This window comes from Exiguobacterium sp. N5 (genome assembly GCF_025842465.1).
In the GTDB taxonomy this organism is placed as follows: Bacteria; Bacillota; Bacilli; order Exiguobacteriales; family Exiguobacteriaceae; genus Exiguobacterium; species Exiguobacterium profundum.
The window spans coordinates 34,349-52,175 of sequence record NZ_JAPAEP010000004.1; the positions used below are offsets into that span (position 1 = coordinate 34,349).

Consider the following 17,827-nt stretch of genomic DNA (forward strand, 5'->3'; position numbering starts at 1 on the left):
GGTGATGACTTTGAAAATGCCTAAAGATTTCTTGTTCGGCGCTGCTTCGGCCTCTTACCAGGTCGAAGGCGCATGGAACGAGGACGGGAAAGGCCTCTCGAACTGGGACGTCTTCTCGAAAATTCCTGGTAAGACATTTGAAAACACAAACGGCGACGTCGCAGTCGACCATTACCATCGTTATAAAGAAGATATCGCGCTCATGGCGGAGATGGGACTCGAATCGTATCGTTTCTCCATCTCATGGCCGCGTATCTTCCCGAACGGTACGGGTGAAGTGAACGAAAAAGGACTCGAGTTCTATAACAACTTGATCGACGAATGTTTGAAACATGACATCGTCCCATTCGTCACGCTCTACCATTGGGACCTCCCACAAGCACTTGAAGAAAAAGGCGGCTGGAAGAACAAAGAGACAGTTGACGCATTCGTCCGTTTCGCAGATACTTGCTTCCAATCGTTCGGTGACCGTGTCAACCACTGGATCACGTTCAACGAAGCGGTCATCTTCTGCTCACTTGGATACTTAACAGGCGCACACCCGCCAGGTATCGAAGGCGACGTCAAAGGCTATTTCCAAACGACACATAACGTCTTCGTCGCTCACGCCCGTGCCGTTGAGCTCTTCAAACAAAACGGTCACACTGGCGAAATCGGGATCACACACGTGTTCAACCCGGCGTTCAGTATCGATGACGCAGAGGAGAACAAGTTTGCCGAAATGCATGCGAATGCTTATGCGACACATTGGTTCTATGACCCGATCTTGAAAGGTGAATATCCAGAGTACGTCGTGAACGGTTTACATGAACAAGGTCTCCTTCCTGAAATGACAGAGGAAGAACTCGACGTCTTGAAACGTACCGCTCCGATGAACGACTTTATCGGTCTCAACTACTACAGCCCGCAGCGCGTCATGAAGAATGACTCGGCGCTCGTCATGGCCGGTGGACGTGAGAACTCGACAGGTCGTCCGGGTAACCCATCATTCGATGGCGTCTACAAGACGGTCAAGATGGATGACAAAGTATATACGAAGTGGGATTGGGAGATCTCACCGGAAGCGTTCCTCGCTGGGATGCACATGCTGAAAGATCGTTACGGCGACGTCAAAATCTATATCACAGAGAACGGTCTCGGTGATGTCGACCCAATCGTCGACGGTGAGATCATGGACACGCCACGGATTGAGTACATCGAAGGACACCTTCGTGCAGTCAAACACGCTGTTCAACAAGGCATCAACGTTGCCGGTTACTATGCTTGGTCTGCAATCGACCTACTCAGCTGGTTGAACGGTTATAAGAAACAATACGGCTTCATCTATGTCGACCACAACAACGGTCTCGCACGGAAGAAGAAACAGTCGTTCCATTGGTATAAAGAGATCATCGCTACGCGCGCTGAAGACCTATAAGGAGGTTCCCCTATGAGCCGCTTAGAAAGAGTATTTGAAAAGTTCACCCCTGCTTTTGTTCGCTTCGCGAACGCCAAGCCCGTCCTTGCGATTAAGGACGGGTTCATCCTCACGATGCCGATGACGATCATCGGATCGTTGTTCCTCCTCATCCTGGCGTTACCGATTCCAGGCTGGGCTGACTTCATGTCAGGTCTATTTGGAGCAGACTGGTCACTCCCGCTCACGCAAGTCGTCGGTGCGACGTTTGACATCCTTGCTTTAATCGGTGTTTTTGGAATCGCTTACTCATACGTCAAGAACGAAAAGATTGAAGGCGTGCCAGCTGGTATCCTCGGAATCATCTCGTTCCTCATCATCACACAAGCTTCTGTCTTGTCTGAATCTGGGGAATTCGTCGGTGGCGTCATTCCAAAAGTATGGACAGGTGGACAAGGTGTCCTCGCTGCCATCATCGTCGGATTGACAGTCGGATTCATCTACTCGCAGTTCATCAAGCGCGGGATCAGCATTAAAATGCCAGACGGTGTCCCGCCAGGCGTATCGAACTCATTCTCTGCACTTGTTCCTGGTTTAGCGATCATCTCGCTCGCCGTTGCGACGTTTGCGATTTTCCAAGCGGTTGCAGAGCGTACGTTCACAGAAGTCATCTATGATGTGCTTCAAGCACCACTTCAAAACTTGACAGACACACTCGCTGGAGCCGTCATCATCATGGTGCTCATGTCCGTCATGTGGTGGTGTGGGATTCACGGTGCCGCAATCCTCATGGGAATCATGGGACCACTTCTCACAGCGAATGCACTTCAAAACCAAGCCATCCTCGATGCTGGTGGTACGCTCGTCGCTGGCGAGAACGCAAAAATCGTTACGATTCAATTCCTCGACGTGTTCACGAAACTCGGTGGATCAGGAATCACAATCGGCTTCATCATTGCCGTCTTAATCGTTGCACGCTCGGCACACTTGAAGCAGCTTGGGAAGTTGTCACTTGCACCAAGTATCTTCAACATCAATGAGCCGGTCATCTTCGGGATGCCAATCGTCTTCAACCCGATCATGTTCGTCCCATTCGTCGTCGTGCCAGCCATCGCTTCATTCATGGTCTACTTTGCCATCCTTTGGGGTTGGGTCGAGCCATTCAACGCGCTTCAAGTACCATGGACGACACCTCCAGTCATCTCTGGATTCTTGATTGGCGGATGGCGCGCTGCCCTCTTACAGATTGCAACAATCGCCATGGCCGTTGCCGTCTACCTTCCGTTCGTTCGCATTCAAGACCGCGTTTCGTACGGTGAAGAATTGAAAGCACAAGATGGCTCTGATCAAGCATCAGCCTGAAACAAAAACGACAGCCCTTCTCAATAATGAGGAGGGCTGTTATATTTAGGGAAAAAAGTAAAGGAGTTGGAAATTTGAAAGCATACTATCCTTCTATATTCGCCGTTATCGCTGGTCTGTCCGGATTACTCGGACTGTTGCTTCAATCGGTCTACCCCATCATGTTGTTTCCTGTCTTTTTACTCATTGCGGGATACTTTATGGTACATGCGAATAAGCAGAAAACAACCGTCCGAAACTATACACCGAGCTTTCTAATTTTATCGAGCGCCGCCCTCGCATTCGGTCTTGGCTTCCAATCGATTTTGCCATATGCCATGCTTATCGGGGTCGTAATCCATACGGTCTGTCTCTTCTGTGCCATCATCGCACTTGGACGATATCGGGCACATGTCTCATGAAGGCTGTGACTGGACTCGGTTGGGGCGCATTGATTTTAGCGCTCGCCCTCGCCCCGCTATTGATCGTCGATTTGATTATCATCTATCTGCTTGAAGACACAGTGTTCCGAATCTTATCGACTCTCGCGATGCTCGGTTGTTTCTATCTATTGTCGACAATCCTCAGTTTGTTCGTTGATGGGTTAACGGGAGCGTTACGCTCGTTTGGTCATGCGAACGTACCGCGTCTAATCGACACCATTCTGCACGGAGCAGTGAGCGGAATCAGTCTATACGTCGTACTGACACTCTTTCCGTCTATCGATTTATCGACGCTCACCGTCATGGCGATTGTATTCGTACACTTATTCGGTGCATCATTTTGGCTAAATCGTGAGAATTCGAAAGAAGACGTACCTCTTGAACTTGATTCAATCGATCAGCAGATCATCCACCTGTTACGAACCGAAACCATCGTGTCCTGCGTCGAACGCATCCAGCATGATTACCCGAATTTACCGAAACGGGACGTATTGAAAAGAGTCAAACGCATCAGTCAATCCAACGAAGTCACCGAACCGTTTCATGGTCGGTGACTTTTGTGCGTCATCACGAGTGAATCGTGAGATTTATCTTGGCGTTTCGTTGCCCAATCTATGTAAACAAACGCCAGCCCTTTTTCAGTGCTAGCGTTTTACGTATCCTCTTTCCGGAGCGAATAGCCCTCCACTTCAAGCAACCGCATCCGTCTCTGATCAATAGCCGCATGAATAATCACGGTCACACCTGGATTGAGCTCCATCATCTTCTTGATTTTTCGTAAGTCATCTCCCTTGATCTCAACGGGCAACACAAACTCGCCTTCTCTCAAATGAACGAATTTGATTTTCCCAAGGTCGTCATATCCCGTCACTTCATATGTCGCAAACTCACGTTTCATAGAACACCCCTCCCCTATCTTCGTTCCCAAAAAGATAGCATTCCACACAAAAAATCCATCCCCGTAGCGGTGGGGATGGATGCATGTTACGCCTCGACGCTATCCGCGTGTTTGGCTTTATGGTCGGCGATGACACCGGCATACCACTTCGCGCTGTCTTTCCAAATGCGCTCCTGTGTCTCAAAGTCGATATAAAGAATGCCGAAGCGCTTCTCATAACCGAAGCTCCATTCGAAGTTGTCCATGAGCGACCAGAGGTAGTAGCCTTGAATGTTCATGCCTTCATCGTTCAAATCGGAGACGGCTTCGAGGTGCTGGCGGACGTAGTCGATCCGGTTATCGTCATGGACTTCGCCATTTTCCAGCACGTCGTCAAATGCGGCGCCGTTCTCTGTGATGTAGATCGGAAGGTCAGTATACTCGGCGCGTAAACGACGGATCAGGTCTTTGAATTCGTTCGGGGCGATATCCCAGCCCATGCCCGTCTTCTCGTAGTCCGAGTAAGCGTCTGCCTTCAAGAAATCGTTTGCTGCGTTGAACTCGACAATGCCGCGGCTGTAGAAGTTGATGCCGAAGAAGTCGCAAGATGTCGAAATCGTCTCCATATCACCCGGTTGGATGAAATCGAAGTTATGCACATATTTGGAGAACAAGTTCATCATATCGACTGGATACTCACCTTTGAAGACCGGATCGAGGAACCAGCGATTCGAATACCCGTCGGCATTGTTCATCGCAAGGCGATCATTCGCAGAATCCGTCTTCGCGTACATCGGTGACAAGTTGAGCGTGATGCCGATCGGGGTCATGGACGTCATCTCTCGCTTCAACAACTCGACCGCTTTTCCGTGCGATAACAATATGTGGTGCACGGCGCGCACCGCTTCGTTCATGTCACGATGACCCGGTGCATGAACACCGACGTGGTAGCCGAGGAAGCCGGCACACCAAGGCTCATTGTGGGTAATCCAAGAGTCGACGATGTCATCGAGCTCTTCAAAACAGACTTTCGCATAATCGAGGAACCAGTCGACCGATTCACGGTTGACCCAGCCACCTTCTTCGTGAGCCCACATCGGAAGGTCCCAGTGATAAATCGTGACGGCTGGTTTGATTCCTTCTTCACGTAGACGCAGCGCCAAGTTTTTGTAGAACGCCATTCCTTCTGGGTTGTACTCTCCCTTGGCAGGGAAGATGCGTGGCCACGCGATGGAGAATCGATACGTGTCGACACCTAGCTTTTTGATGTGCTGGATGTCCTCCTCGTAACGATGGTAGTGGTCACATGCGACATCGCCGTTATGCTTTTTAAACACGCGCCCGTCGATGTCACAGAACATATCCCAGATGGAAGGAGTACGGCCTCCTTCGTTATGTGCGCCTTCAATTTGGTACGAGGACGTGGCTGTCCCGAATACGAAGTCTTTCTTAAAATGCATAGTGTTTTCCTCTTTTCTCTATATTTATTCTTTGACAGCACCTGCCGAAATACTGCTGACGATGTACTTCGAGAGGAACAAGAAGGCAATCATGATCGGTACGACCGAGATCGCAATGCCCAGGTAAAGCGAGCCAAGGTTCTCTGCGACTTGTGATCCTTTCAAGAAGCCCATCAATACAGGCAACGTGTATTTCTCAGGCGAGAACAAGAGGACAAGTGGCATCAAGTAGTTGTTCCATGAGCCGATGAACGTGAAAATCGACATCGTTGCAATCGCTGGCATCATCATTGGAAGTGCGATTGTGTGGAAAATACGTAGCTCGCTCGCACCGTCAATCCGTGCCGCTTCAATCAAACTGATGTGAAGCGTCGCTTGCGTATATTGACGGATGAAGAAGACGGTGAACGGTGTTGCAATCGCTGGGACAATCAATGGAATGAACGTGTCCAAAATACCGAGCGTTTTTGAGATTTCATAGAATCCAATGAGTCCGAGTTGCGCTGGCACCATCATCATGACAAGCATGAAGATGAACATCGCATTTTTCCCTCTAAAGTTATAGAACGTAAAGCCGTAAGCCGTTAGGGCTGAGAAGTAACCAGACAAGACCGTCACCGATACAGAGATGATCAGGCTGTTCTTGAAGCCGTTCCAAATGTTGATGTATTCGCTAAGCGTCGCATAGTTGTCTGCGAGCGCCGTCCCCGGAAGAAGTGAGAACCCAGCCATGATTTCTCCATTCGTCCGGGTCGCGTTGACAATCATCATCAAGAACGGAATGAAACAGATAATCGCGAGAAGGATGAGCCCTGTATAAATCAAACCTCGTGCGAATCGCTTATTCGTTTTCTTCTTAGAAGGCGGCGCCACTTTAAGCGGACGCTCCTCTTTCCGTTTCGGCTGCGCTTCGCTATCTGGAAGCATTCGCCGTGATTCCGCATTTTGTTCCATTGCTTACGCCCCCTTCTGTGTCGCGCGCTCTTTGCGGAACATACCCTTGAAGACGACCGCCGAGAAGATCAGCGTGATCAAGAATAGGCCGTAAGCGACCGCTGACGCATAGCCATAGTTGTTATACTTGAAGGCTTGGTTGTACAAGTAAAGCACCATCGTGTTCAACGAACCGTCTGGTGAACCGATCCCGTCTGTAATCAACATCGGAAGGTCGAACAACTGGAGTCCACCGATGAGTGACGTGATCATGATGTAGAGAAGAATTGGTTTCAAGAGCGGCAACGTCACTTTCGTAAACATCTGCCAACGGTTCGCACCGTCAATGTGAGCGGCTTCGAAGTAATCTGTCGAGATGCCTGATACCCCTGCCATGACGATGATGAAGGAATGTCCGAACCACATCCATGTCAAGATGAGTGAAACGGATAACTGTGCCGTCACCGGTTCTGCCAACCAGTTGATCGGATCCGAAATCAAGCCGATTTTCATCAACACCATGTTGAGTGAACCGTGCTGCCAGTCGAGTAAAATACCGAACAAGAGCGCGACCGAACTGATCGTGATCAAGTTTGGAAGATAGAAGAACGAGCGGAAGAACGATAGTCCTTTTAACTTCAAACGGAGATCAGAGAAGATGAGCGCCAAGAGAAGCGCCAATCCAATCTGCAAGACGAAGTTAATTCCCCAAATTTTGATGGTGTTGAAAAACGCCTCGATAAAGTACGTATCCGTCAACAACCGTGTGTAGTTCGCAAACCCGACGACCTCTTCACCCGGGCTCCCCGTATAGTTCGTGAAGCTATAATAAAGCGTTAAGAGGACCGGATAGATGCTGAATGTCAAGAAGACGACCCAGAACGGGGCGATGAACAGATAGCCGTAACGATCTAGTTTTTTCACGTGTATTTCTCCTTCCATAAGAACCGAGGGGGGAGCTCCCCCCTCGTGTTGGTCATCGTCAGTCTACAACGATGTCTGGGTAAGCGTTCTTCGCTTGTTTTTTGAACTCTTCAATCGCTTCTTCTTTTGACTTTTTCCCTTCTACATACTGAAGGACAGATGCACCATAAAGTGTATCGAGCTGTTGGTCGTATTTCGTGACGATACCTGGTGTGATTTCATCTGCTTCATCGAGGAAGAACTCATAGTTGTTTTGTCCGCCGAGGAACTCATCGCTGAAGTCGTCTTTGATCTTGTCTGTGACCGGGTTGAACGCAAGTACGTCGCCTGTCTCTTGTGCCCAATCTGTCAAGAATTCTTCATCCTGTGTCATGAGTTTTACGAAGTCGTAAGCGGCTTCTTTGTTTTTCGATCCTTCATAGACTCCGAGCCATGTACCGCCCCAGAAGTATGGGCTTGGTCCGCTTGTGACAGCCCAGTCACCTGCAGACTTTTTCGCGTTCTCTTTTAATACAGAGTGGAGACCCCATGTTGGGAGGACGTATGAGAAGACTTGTGTCTCTGTTTCTTTTCCGTTCTCTTTCACTTTGATTGGCTTATCCATTCCTTCGAACCATGATGGTGACCATTCTGGTGCGAGCGCAGTGTATTGCTTCTCACGAAGTTCTTTCGCATAGTCCATGTAGTTGATCTTATCTTCTGTCAAGACGAGTTCGTTTTTATCGTTGACCCACGCTTCTGGGTTTGCTCCTTGTGAGAACCAACGGATCGCACCTTCGTCCGGGAACATCTTGTATCCTTTTTGTTTCATCTTCTCAGCAACTTCGAAGACACCGTCCATCGAGCTCATCATTTCACCGATTTCAGTCGGGTCGTCTGTACCAAGTACTTCTTTTGCTAAGCTACGTTTGTAGTAAACGCCACCTGGTGTCGTTTGCCATGAAAGAGCGCGAACGTTTCCATCTTTATCTTTCCCGAGGTCAAACACGTACGGGACGTAGTTGTCTGCGATTTCATCGACACTGTATGGCTCGTCCGAAAGGTTTTCCCAATAACCTGCATCAACCCATTGTTTAAGGAATGCGATTTCTCCCGTGAAGACGTCCGGTGCGCCGACGCCACTCTCAAGTGCTGGCTTCAATTTCGTTGGATAGTCCGCGATCGGGACGATAGTCAATTCAACTTTGACACCGTTCTTCTCTTCATATGTTTTAATTGGTTCTTTTAATTCGTCCGTAAATGACCAAACTTTTAAGACGTCATCTTTTGATTCAGAAGCTCCGCCTTCGCTGTCTGAGCAACCGCTCAAGACGCCAACTGAAAGTGCTCCGAGTGTGAGTAAGCTGACTAATTTACGCATGTGTTGTTCCCATCCTTTTTATAAGTAATAGTAGAAAGCGCTTGCAAAAAGAGGTTTAAAATTATCGAAAGCGCTTTCTTTCTCGTCGAAATAAAATATCGAAAGCGGTTTCGATTTCTTTCAAAAATGAATTTCGAAATCGCGCTCCCCTCTCCATCCACTGAGGAAAAGAGAGCGACTTCGAAACATCATTGGCTATAAATCACTGTTTGACCGGTGCACAGGATGCCCGTTCGACTAAGCGTACCGGAATGACGCGACGTTCAGTGAGTCGCTCTTTCGCGGTCATTTGTTCAAGTAAAAGTTCTGCTGCCGCTTCTCCGATTTCGTCCGTATCTTGGCGAATCGTGGTCAGTTTCGGCGTGATGTATTGAATCATTTCAATGTCATCATATCCGATGACAGAGATGTCATTTGGGACATGAAGACCGTGCTCGTGAATGGCTTCGATGACACCGATTGCCATTTGATCCCCGGCCACAAAGACTGCAGTCGGTTGATCGTCTAGTTCAAGCAATTGTTCCATCGCTTGTTTCCCTTCCTCAACCGAGAAGAAACCGGCGTTGACGAGGTAGCCTGGTCGAATCGGAAGGTCCAGCTCTTGCATCGCAAGTTCATATCCTTTGATTCGTGCCGCTCCAGCGTCAATCGTTTCATCCCCAGCGATGTGGGCAATTTTTCGGTGACCGAGTTCATAGAGATAATTCACGGCGAGACGCGCCCCTTCGATATTATCGGAATAAACGACGCTACAGTTGGCGCTGTCCATATCCACGACGACGATCGGGATGTCGCTTCGCATGAGCTCTTGAACTTGCTCATCCATTCGGTCCGAGCAGATGACGACGATGCCGTCGACCGCACGGTGTTTAAAATGTTCGAGGTAACTCATGTCACGATTGCGCAGATTCCGCGAGGCGAAAATTAAATCGTAGCCCTGCTCCTCTGTCGCGTGACGAAAACTTTCGATGATTCCGTTAAAGAACGGGTGCTTCATCCCGACTTCATTCGCCTCTGAGAACATGACCCCAATCGCCCATGATTTTTTCGTCGATAACGACTGGGCATGTGCGTTCGGCAAGTAGTCCATCTCAGCAGCGGCTTGAAGAATCTTCGCTCTCGTCTTGTCACTCACGTCTTTATAATTGTTCAACGCTTTGGACACTGTCGTGATTGAGAATCCTGTTTTTTTGGCTAAATCATAAATCGTACCCATGTCATTCTCCTCTTCCCGAAAGCGCTTTCGGTAATTTGATTGTAGCGTATGGATTTGTAGGAATCAATTCTTTTTCGAGGAAACTTTTTGATTCTTTTTTCCATTCCTTGTTTCTTCTATATTACTGTAAAGGGAAGAATTTTGTCATACCTGTGTCCAAGTTAAACTATTTCGTTATCAGTTTTAATTTAACTAGTCTTTAACGTTGATACTCCAATCTCCATCTGCTTTTACAACAAATACGTAGAGATCCGTGTCTGCAAATGTATGACGTTGAGAACCTTCGTAATTTCCTACTTCATTTGCTAACAAGTCTTGTTGGTTAACAAAAATTGAAAAATACCCTTCTCCATTGTGACTCATTTCAACCTGATATGACCCTTTTTCTACCTCAAAGAAAATCACGTCATCTCCTGATCCTGAGATTTTACCAGGCAGTGTTTTTAAATCTGAAGGGTAATATTGCATTACTTTAATGTTCCAGTTACCGTTGCTCCCTTTTATGTTCATGAAATAATCTTCAGTATTCTGAATCCAAACAAATGATTTTCCTTTATAATTCCCAACGTCATTCGCTAATAAATCTACCATGTTGCCATCAATATCTTCTAAAGTGACTGAAAAATAGTCTGTACCGTCATACTGCATCTCAAATACTGCAAACCCTTCTACCAATTCTATGTTATCTGTGCCTGTATCTCCTGATCCACTTATTGTTGTCGTCAAGTCTTCTTGAATCCTTTTGACATGATCATTTTTTACTTGATCTAAATCTTTATTCACACCTACTTCGATAATTGAGTCTGCGTCGTATACCACGATTATGTTTCGATTCTCGATTGTGACTTCATCAAACTCTAGACCATAAGCAGTATATCCTCGGTTAATTTGTAATTCATAAAATTCCATGTACTCCTTATAGTTCGATATTGGTTCCTCAGGCTGAACGTCTTGTAAAAACTCTTCCACAGAAGGTTCTTGAACTTCTTCGACCTCTTCTTCAATTACCGGTTCAGGTTCACTCTCGTCCTCTGTAACTGCTACTGTGCTCTCTTCTTCAAAATCAGTAGCCGCTTCTTGATTATTTGTTTCAAGAATTCCGAGTATGAAGATCAACCAAACACCTGCGAGAAAAATCGAGCCCCCTAATATGATAGGGAATGAAGTGATATCCTTTTTGATAAAATAACGAAATACAGAATAGAGACCATATGCCGCTCCACCTATTAGTAGAGCGATTGCAGTAAATGCAATCACACTTTCTAGCATATTCAATTCCTCCCATCTTCAATCGCTTTCATCTTCAACATTATCCATCACTAATTATTACCCATATTTCCCATACGAACCTACAATTGTTCTATCTTTTATATTGAAAAATAAAAAAACCATCCAGAAATATTGGATGATTTTTAATGTGTCCGCGTATACAACCACACGAGATTCGTGAACTTTTGTACTTCTGTCTCGCCTGTCACGCCTTTAAATAGCCGTTGGAATGGCTTTAACAATTGCTCTAACACGATTTTCCGAAGACGCTCTTGTTTAAGTTCGAACGAAATCGCATCGAACAAATCTCGCTGTTCTTCCGTCATGTCGACATGCTCTTCGATGCGAGTAGCCATCTCGATCAATTCCTCGATTGTTATGAGATGTTTATCTGTCGTCCCACGCATTTGATCGACCGTGACCGGGTTCAAGACGTGCTCTCCTGTCTCCATCATCCGAGCGGCAATCAATTCGACATACGTGTATAAGCTTCGGACGACTTTTTGAGGAGAGTAGGCAGCATTCGTGATGCGGTTCGTAAACAAGATATGTTGCAACATTCCGTTGAAGAGAACCGTCAATTCCATCGAATACGGTCTGACGGACTCTCCGATGATTTCCGTCAAACGCATCGCAATCCACTCGATTTCATAAATGCGATGTTGAAGTACAAGCTTCTTCAATTCATTCTCGTTCGACGACATGATCGATTCAAATAACGCGTGCAAGTTTCGCTCTTCGTTCAATTGAATCAATATCGAAATCTGTTCGATGAAGACGTCACGATCTCGCTTATCCCGCCCCATCTGCATTTCGATTCGGCGTTGCCCTGCATCATATCGTAAGTTCTCGAGGATACTAGCGACACAATCCGTCTTCGATGAGAAGTAATTATAAAACGTCCCTTTGGAGATATTAGCGCGGTCGATGATCTCTTGCACCGATGTGTGCTGTACCCCATTTTCGATGAAGAGAGACATGGCAATATCGGCAACTTTTCTCTTTTTCTCTTTCATATTTTCCTGACTCCGTTCTGTCTAGTTTGTACCTTTACTATAGCACCGAAAACCTTTTTAGACTAATAGTACAAAATGGTTGCTTTATTTATACAACGGGTATAAAATCATTTCATCGACACTTACCAACACATAACTATTTAGAAAATAAAGGAGCCATCCATATGAAACCAGAATTCCAAAAGAAACCGCCTTACGTCATGTTGGCGGTGCTCTTTGCGGGTGCATTCATCGCATTTTTAAACAACTCATTACTGAACGTCGCGCTCCCATCGATCATGGTCGATCTCGAAATTGCAGACTACTCGACCGTTCAATGGCTCGCGACCGGCTTTATGCTCGTGACGGGGGTGCTCGTTCCGGCATCCGCCTATTTAATCACTCGTTTTTCAAACCGAAGCTTGTTCATTACTTCGATGAGCATCTTCGCCATCGGTACGGCTATCGCGGCCTTCTCGCCGAACTTTGGCTGGTTGTTGACTGGTCGAATGATTCAAGCCGTCGGAGCCTCAACAATGGGACCACTCTTAATGAACGTCATGCTCGTCAGCTTCCCGCGTGAAAAACGGGGAATGGCGATGGGGATTTTCGGACTTGTCATGATCTCGGCACCTGCGATTGGACCGACACTTTCCGGTTATATCGTCGAGTACTATGACTGGCGCGTCTTATTCGAAATGATTTTACCGCTCGCGATCATCGGTCTCGCGCTCGCTGTTTGGAAAGCAGAGAACGTCATGGTCCAAAATAAAGACCAATCTCTCGACTACTTGTCACTCGTCTTATCGACACTCGGATTTGGTGGGATTTTATACGGTGTCAGTTCAGCAAGTTCGGACGGCTGGGATAACCCAATCGTCTTGGCGACGATGATTGTCGGTGCCATTTCGTTGATCGCCTTCATCTACCGCCAGCTTCATATGGAAAAACCATTGCTCGACTTGCGTGCTTACAAACATCCGATGTTCGCACTCGCGTCAGTCATTGCGATGGTCAACGCGGTCGCAATGTTCTCCGGTATGATTTTGACACCAGCTTACGTCCAAAGCGTACGTGGCATCTCACCACTCGATTCAGGGCTCATGCTTCTCCCTGGTGCGATCATCATGGGAATCATGTCACCGATCACAGGTAAACTATTTGACCGATTCGGGCCAAAATTATTGGCACTTACCGGTCTGACAATCACCGCGGTATCAACGTATATGCTCGCAAACGTCCAACTCGATTCGACCTACACGTACATCGTTTTAACGTACACGTTGCGTATGTTTGGGATGTCGATGGTTATGATGCCGATTATGACTAATGGACTCAACCAGTTACCGACTCGCCTCAATCCACACGGAACGGCCATCAACAACACGGCCCAACAAGTATCTGGTGCGATTGGTACGGCAGTCCTCGTCACCATCATGAACTCGGTGACACGTACGGAAGCTGAATCATTGATGACAGGAGTCGATCCTGCGACACTCACAGAGAGTTCGATGGGTGCCATCACTCAGCAAGCCCTCTTATCTGGGATTCAATATTCATTTTATGTCGCACTTGGGATGAACCTCTTGGCGCTCGTCCTTGCGTTCTTCGTAAAACGAGTGGATGTGCGGAAGTTCGATGATCAAGTAGAGACTGTTGAAGAATTGAAACAAGCAAATTAAATGTTGAGAAGCCGCTTTGAATGTTGAATTCAGAGCGGCTTTTTTTAATTTCTCATTTCCTTCATAAATAAATCTGAAATTAAAATTTAATCCTAATATGGTATTATTTCTCAATGGATATGATTCGTTTAGGAGGGTACATATGATGAAAAAAGTGTTTAGCTTGATGATTGTATTTCTTCTGATCACATCTTCTTTTCTCTCGACTGGATCAATCGTTGAGGCGGCCCCGAAGAAGCAGAATCGTGCTATTATGGGAGTATCGGCTTTGACTCCGCAACAAATGGCGGATTACGTAAAAAAGAAGAATCCTCGTGATGTCCGGCTAGTACAAACGTCGGTCGAAGACTTGGCGAACCTCTTCGTCATCATCGGCGCTAAGGAAGGTGTTCGTGGGGATGTCGCGTTCGCTCAAGCACTGAAAGAGACAGGCTACTTTCGATATGGTGGCGATGTACTCCCTGAACAACATAACTATTCCGGAATCGGGACGACTGGGAATGGCGTAAAAGGTCACTATTTCCGTTCACCGCATCAAGGCGTGACTGCTCAAGTTCAGCATTTAAAGGCATACGCCTCACACGATGCACTGAATACAAAACAAGTCGACCCACGCTTCCATCTCGTCAAGCGAGGCTCTGCGAAAACGTGGCCATCTCTTCACCAAAAATGGGCCATGCAGCCGAAAGGAAATTACGGGACCGAGATTCTTTCGATTTATCAAGAAATGTCGAAAACACCAAAACGTGTCGCTAAAGCAAAACGATGAGGAAATGTAGGGGTGAAAGAACGTGACGTGCAAACAAGTTAGACTCGCGAGCGGAATCGCATTATTCGTGACCGGCGTGATGTTGTTACTCAAACGCTAATGAGCATTTCGGACAATGGTCCGAGTGCTTTTTTTGTGGATGAACACAAAGCCATGGCACTCTATAAGTACCACAGCCTTCGCTAACGTTTATATAACTCAATGCCCCCGATACTTCCCAAGCGCCCGCATATTCAAGAGGTACAAGACACCTGCATAGAGAATCAAACCGAGTAAATATACCCAGATGCCTGAAAAGCCACTTCCGTACACCATGACTTCCTTGATTGCTGTCGCTCCGTAGAAGATTGGCATGACGTAACTCAAGTTCCCGAGTCCGTATGGAATCAAGTCGAGCGGGATGAGTCCTGAGAAGAATACTTGCGGGATGATGGTGAACGGAATCATCTGTACGACTTGCAGTTCTGATCGGGCAAACACGGAGATGGTCGCCCCGAAGAGTACCGCTGTCCCTGCCATGAGTAGCATCGTCAACATGACCCACGCCATATTCCCGAGCGAAGACAAGCCGAGCACATAAATCGAATAGAGCACGATGAAAATCGACTGCACGACCGCAAACGTACCGTATCCGAGTGTATATCCTAAAATGACCTGTCCTCGCTTAATTGGGGTCATCAAGAGTCGCTCGAGTGTACCCCCACTCCGTTCTTTGACGAGTGCCATCGCAGATAGGATGAACACGAAGAAGAACGAGAAGAGGGATAGGAAGACGAAGCCGAACGAATCGAATGTCGACTGTCCTTCTTCACCATAGACGAATGACGTATCGATTTCAGCTGCAGGGTTGAGCGTCGTCAACGCATCTTGAATCTCACCAACCGCCTTCGACGACTTCGTCGAAGGTTCGCGTAACGTGATGATCATTCCTTCCTGACCCATTTCAAACACGGCATCGACATGTACATTGTCTTCGATATATACTTTTGGATCATCGAACGATGCCTGTTCCACTTCGAGCGTCTCGTCTTCAAACGCATCGATGAGCTGTTCTGGTGCGTTGTCATCGAGGACAACGGTCGGCACGTAGTCGGAGTCCCCGAGTAAGAAGTAGACGAGTGTCAAAATGAGAAGTGGCGCAATCAAAATCAAGGCGACACTTCGTTTATCATTCAACGTCTGAAAGATGACACGTTTCGCCAAGTTACGCATGGTCACCCACCCCCTCTTTCCCGGCAATCAAGAACAGTTCTTCGACGCGGCCGTTCTCGGTCTGGTCAAGCAAATCTTGCACATGGTCATATGCGATCAACCGTCCATTATAGACGAGCGCAGCCCGGTCACATTCGAGCACTTCATCCATGACGTGCGTCGAGACGATGATGGTCGTCCCTTCCGCCCGAATCGTTTGGAACTGATCCCAAATCTGTCGGCGTAAAATCGGATCGATTCCGACCGTCGGTTCATCAAGAAACAACACATCGGGCTTATGCAGGATGGCAATGGCCAAGGAAAGACGCTTCTTCATCCCGCCTGAAAAATTGCGGACGAGCTTATGCCGGTCGTTCGTTAAATCGACAAGGTTGAGCACTTCGGTGATGCGTTCTTGGAGCGCCTTTTTCCCTAACTTATAAATCGATCCGAAGAAGGCGAGGTTCGCTTCGGCCGACAAGTCTTCGTACAAGCCATCGTTCTGCGGCATAAATCCGATTTGTTGGAGCATGTCCATGTTTGGCATCTTCGTTTCGCCGATATGGACACTTCCTTCGTCCGGTGCGAGGGCGCCGATCATGAGTCGGATGAGCGTCGTCTTCCCCGATCCAGATGGTCCGAGCAAGCAGCAAATTTCTCCGGATGGGATGGTGAAGTCGATGTTGTCGATGGCGAGTTGGTCGCCGAACGACTTGTCGACGTGTTGCAGTTGAATGTTCATTTCTGTCACTCCTTTTCGGCGCCTCCTCGTGTATACTCAAGATAATCGACACCGTGTTGGTTTATATGTTCAGTATAGTCCCCGTTCACGGTGGCAACAATCGTCAATATCGGTCATCGTGTCGGTTTTCCGACAGATGCAATGAATGTGTTGAGGAAAAGGAGAAATAATATGGAACAAACTGACTTACGCGTCATCCGAACGAAGAAGCTGATCAAAGATGCCTTCTTTAGTCTCATTGAAGAACAGGGATTTGAAGCCGTCACCGTCAAGCAATTGACTGAACGGGCCGGTATTAATCGGGGAACCTTTTATAGTCACTATGTGGATAAGTTCGAGTTGATGGAGAAATGTGTCGATGAAATTTTTGAGGAAGCCGAACAGAAGTTGATTCATCAGTTGCCGCACATCTTCGGAGACGAACGGACCGACAACTCGTACCATTACCTCATTCCGTTCATTCGCTTCATCGAAGACAACCAAATCATCATGAAGCCGCTCCTCGGACCGAACGGAGATCCGACGTTCCAGGCAAAGCTTCGAAAATTTATGCAAGCCGCCTTGTTTCAGCGCTCGACTGTAACCTTGTTTAATCCGGATAAGATGCTGGTCCCGCCTCCATATCTCGTCGCCTATCTGTCTTCGGCTCACATGGGCGTCATCTACGAGTGGTTAAACAATCCGTCTTCGGAAGAGACAGCGGAAGACATCGCCCGGATTATCTATACGATCACTTATGAAGGACCGCTCGTCGCTGGTGGTGTGAAGTCAAACGAATAAAGCCTCCCGCATATATTGCGAGAGGCTATTTTTACGAAACTCGAACGTGCACGTGTAAGTTCCCATTTTCTTCAGTTGTCGTCTGGTAAGCATTTTGCACCGCCTCTAAATCATGCCAGGCGATGCGGTATGACTTTTCTCGCATCCCTTCAAACTCGAAGGCGAGATGTTGTAAATCCGACATACCTAGGATGCGGTCAAACGGTCCACCCTCGCCAGTCCATTCCAATTGATTCGCCGAATCCTTCAATACGAGGTCGAGTCCATGCATCACTTTTTCTTTGATCAATTGTCCATCCGCCGCAACACGCATCCCGTCTTGAATATCATGCATTCGACACGATTCAATCTCATCAAACGGGATCGTGATTTCATCGCCGTTCGCAAAGTGAAGCGTGATTGTTTTTACGATCATCTTAGATTCCTACTTTCGTTCAGTCTCTGTTCCC

18 protein-coding genes are annotated in these 17,827 nt (G+C 47.4%); 7 read left to right on the plus strand and 11 right to left on the minus strand.

The window, feature by feature from the left end; all coding sequences use genetic code 11:
* Positions 1–10 precede the first annotated feature (10 nt).
* The 4 genes from OKS35_RS13725 (at position 11) to OKS35_RS13740 (ending at position 3,734) form a co-directional block, all read left to right on the plus strand.
* Positions 11–1,417, plus strand: a complete 1,407-nt coding sequence (locus tag OKS35_RS13725; protein WP_031424618.1) for a GH1 family beta-glucosidase — start codon at positions 11–13, stop codon at positions 1,415–1,417.
* A 12-nt stretch (positions 1,418–1,429) separates the two neighbouring features.
* A complete protein-coding gene (locus tag OKS35_RS13730; protein ID WP_264093264.1) occupies positions 1,430–2,758 on the plus strand; it encodes a PTS sugar transporter subunit IIC in 1,329 nt (442 codons plus the stop codon).
* Positions 2,759–2,832: 74 nt separating this feature from the next.
* Positions 2,833–3,159 carry a hypothetical protein gene (locus OKS35_RS13735; protein WP_214784891.1) on the plus strand — a complete coding sequence of 109 codons (327 nt, stop codon included), beginning with the start codon at positions 2,833–2,835 and terminating at the stop codon, positions 3,157–3,159.
* Positions 3,156–3,734, plus strand: coding sequence for a hypothetical protein (locus OKS35_RS13740; RefSeq protein WP_214784893.1), 579 nt, complete (start codon positions 3,156–3,158; stop codon positions 3,732–3,734). Before OKS35_RS13735 ends, OKS35_RS13740 begins: the two co-directional genes overlap by 4 nt.
* A gap of 98 nt (positions 3,735–3,832) precedes the next feature.
* On the opposite strand, the gene OKS35_RS13745 is transcribed toward OKS35_RS13740, so the two are convergent.
* From OKS35_RS13745 to OKS35_RS13780, 8 genes are all read right to left on the minus strand, one after another.
* Positions 3,833–4,078: a hypothetical protein gene (locus OKS35_RS13745; RefSeq protein ID WP_031424613.1), complete on the minus strand. Its 246-nt coding sequence runs from the start codon at positions 4,076–4,078 to the stop codon at positions 3,833–3,835.
* A gap of 86 nt (positions 4,079–4,164) precedes the next feature.
* A complete protein-coding gene (locus OKS35_RS13750; RefSeq protein ID WP_264093265.1) occupies positions 4,165–5,517 on the minus strand; it encodes a GH1 family beta-glucosidase in 1,353 nt (450 codons plus the stop codon).
* Between the two features lie 24 nt (positions 5,518–5,541).
* On the minus strand, positions 5,542–6,471 hold the full coding sequence (locus tag OKS35_RS13755; protein ID WP_201302255.1) for a carbohydrate ABC transporter permease: 930 nt from the start codon (positions 6,469–6,471) through the stop codon (positions 5,542–5,544).
* A 3-nt stretch (positions 6,472–6,474) separates the two neighbouring features.
* Complete coding sequence (locus tag OKS35_RS13760; RefSeq protein ID WP_015880663.1) at positions 6,475–7,374, minus strand: carbohydrate ABC transporter permease; 900 nt, start codon at positions 7,372–7,374, stop codon at positions 6,475–6,477.
* 58 nt (positions 7,375–7,432) lie between these two features.
* Positions 7,433–8,734, minus strand: coding sequence for an ABC transporter substrate-binding protein (locus OKS35_RS13765; RefSeq protein ID WP_214784901.1), 1,302 nt, complete (start codon positions 8,732–8,734; stop codon positions 7,433–7,435).
* Between the two features lie 202 nt (positions 8,735–8,936).
* On the minus strand, positions 8,937–9,950 hold the full coding sequence (locus OKS35_RS13770) for a LacI family DNA-binding transcriptional regulator (protein ID WP_196431439.1): 1,014 nt from the start codon (positions 9,948–9,950) through the stop codon (positions 8,937–8,939).
* A gap of 192 nt (positions 9,951–10,142) precedes the next feature.
* Entirely contained in the window at positions 10,143–11,219 is a 1,077-nt protein-coding gene (locus OKS35_RS13775) for a hypothetical protein (RefSeq protein ID WP_264093267.1), read from the minus strand.
* A 143-nt stretch (positions 11,220–11,362) separates the two neighbouring features.
* A complete protein-coding gene (locus OKS35_RS13780) occupies positions 11,363–12,235 on the minus strand; it encodes a TetR/AcrR family transcriptional regulator (protein WP_196431441.1) in 873 nt (290 codons plus the stop codon).
* A 164-nt stretch (positions 12,236–12,399) separates the two neighbouring features.
* Here OKS35_RS13780 and OKS35_RS13785 point away from each other — a divergent pair, with 164 nt between their 5' ends.
* Together OKS35_RS13785 and OKS35_RS13790 are read left to right on the plus strand one after the other, a co-directional pair.
* Entirely contained in the window at positions 12,400–13,896 is a 1,497-nt protein-coding gene (locus tag OKS35_RS13785; protein ID WP_264093269.1) for a DHA2 family efflux MFS transporter permease subunit, read from the plus strand.
* Positions 13,897–14,041: 145 nt separating this feature from the next.
* A complete protein-coding gene (locus OKS35_RS13790; protein ID WP_264093270.1) occupies positions 14,042–14,665 on the plus strand; it encodes a glucosaminidase domain-containing protein in 624 nt (207 codons plus the stop codon).
* 198 nt (positions 14,666–14,863) lie between these two features.
* On the opposite strand, the gene OKS35_RS13795 is transcribed toward OKS35_RS13790, so the two are convergent.
* Both OKS35_RS13795 and OKS35_RS13800 read right to left on the minus strand, forming a co-directional pair.
* On the minus strand, positions 14,864–15,877 hold the full coding sequence (locus tag OKS35_RS13795) for an ABC transporter permease (RefSeq protein WP_264093271.1): 1,014 nt from the start codon (positions 15,875–15,877) through the stop codon (positions 14,864–14,866).
* A complete protein-coding gene (locus OKS35_RS13800) occupies positions 15,870–16,598 on the minus strand; it encodes an ABC transporter ATP-binding protein (protein WP_214784911.1) in 729 nt (242 codons plus the stop codon). The genes OKS35_RS13795 and OKS35_RS13800 overlap by 8 nt, the downstream gene beginning before the upstream one ends.
* 171 nt (positions 16,599–16,769) lie before the next feature.
* On the opposite strand from OKS35_RS13800, the gene OKS35_RS13805 reads away from it, so the two are divergent.
* A complete protein-coding gene (locus OKS35_RS13805; protein ID WP_214784913.1) occupies positions 16,770–17,378 on the plus strand; it encodes a TetR/AcrR family transcriptional regulator in 609 nt (202 codons plus the stop codon).
* A 31-nt stretch (positions 17,379–17,409) separates the two neighbouring features.
* On the opposite strand, the gene OKS35_RS13810 is transcribed toward OKS35_RS13805, so the two are convergent.
* On the minus strand, positions 17,410–17,793 hold the full coding sequence (locus tag OKS35_RS13810; RefSeq protein WP_078146213.1) for a hypothetical protein: 384 nt from the start codon (positions 17,791–17,793) through the stop codon (positions 17,410–17,412).
* Between the last annotated feature and the right edge of the window lie 34 nt (positions 17,794–17,827).

Coding starts and splice junctions, on each gene's coding strand:
- OKS35_RS13810 (WP_078146213.1), bottom strand. CDS start 17,793: ATGATCGTAAAAACAATCACGCTTCACTTTGCGAACGGCGATGAAATC.
- OKS35_RS13745 (WP_031424613.1), bottom strand. CDS start 4,078: ATGAAACGTGAGTTTGCGACATATGAAGTGACGGGATATGACGACCTT.
- OKS35_RS13780 (WP_196431441.1), bottom strand. CDS start 12,235: ATGAAAGAGAAAAAGAGAAAAGTTGCCGATATTGCCATGTCTCTCTTC.
- OKS35_RS13775 (WP_264093267.1), bottom strand. CDS start 11,219: ATGCTAGAAAGTGTGATTGCATTTACTGCAATCGCTCTACTAATAGGT.
- OKS35_RS13800 (WP_214784911.1), bottom strand. CDS start 16,598: ATGAACATTCAACTGCAACACGTCGACAAGTCGTTCGGCGACCAACTC.
- OKS35_RS13805 (WP_214784913.1), top strand. CDS start 16,770: ATGGAACAAACTGACTTACGCGTCATCCGAACGAAGAAGCTGATCAAA.
- OKS35_RS13740 (WP_214784893.1), top strand. CDS start 3,156: ATGAAGGCTGTGACTGGACTCGGTTGGGGCGCATTGATTTTAGCGCTC.
- OKS35_RS13790 (WP_264093270.1), top strand. CDS start 14,042: ATGAAAAAAGTGTTTAGCTTGATGATTGTATTTCTTCTGATCACATCT.
- OKS35_RS13750 (WP_264093265.1), bottom strand. CDS start 5,517: ATGCATTTTAAGAAAGACTTCGTATTCGGGACAGCCACGTCCTCGTAC.
- OKS35_RS13730 (WP_264093264.1), top strand. CDS start 1,430: ATGAGCCGCTTAGAAAGAGTATTTGAAAAGTTCACCCCTGCTTTTGTT.
- OKS35_RS13785 (WP_264093269.1), top strand. CDS start 12,400: ATGAAACCAGAATTCCAAAAGAAACCGCCTTACGTCATGTTGGCGGTG.
- OKS35_RS13755 (WP_201302255.1), bottom strand. CDS start 6,471: ATGGAACAAAATGCGGAATCACGGCGAATGCTTCCAGATAGCGAAGCG.
- OKS35_RS13770 (WP_196431439.1), bottom strand. CDS start 9,950: ATGGGTACGATTTATGATTTAGCCAAAAAAACAGGATTCTCAATCACG.
- OKS35_RS13765 (WP_214784901.1), bottom strand. CDS start 8,734: ATGCGTAAATTAGTCAGCTTACTCACACTCGGAGCACTTTCAGTTGGC.
- OKS35_RS13795 (WP_264093271.1), bottom strand. CDS start 15,877: ATGCGTAACTTGGCGAAACGTGTCATCTTTCAGACGTTGAATGATAAA.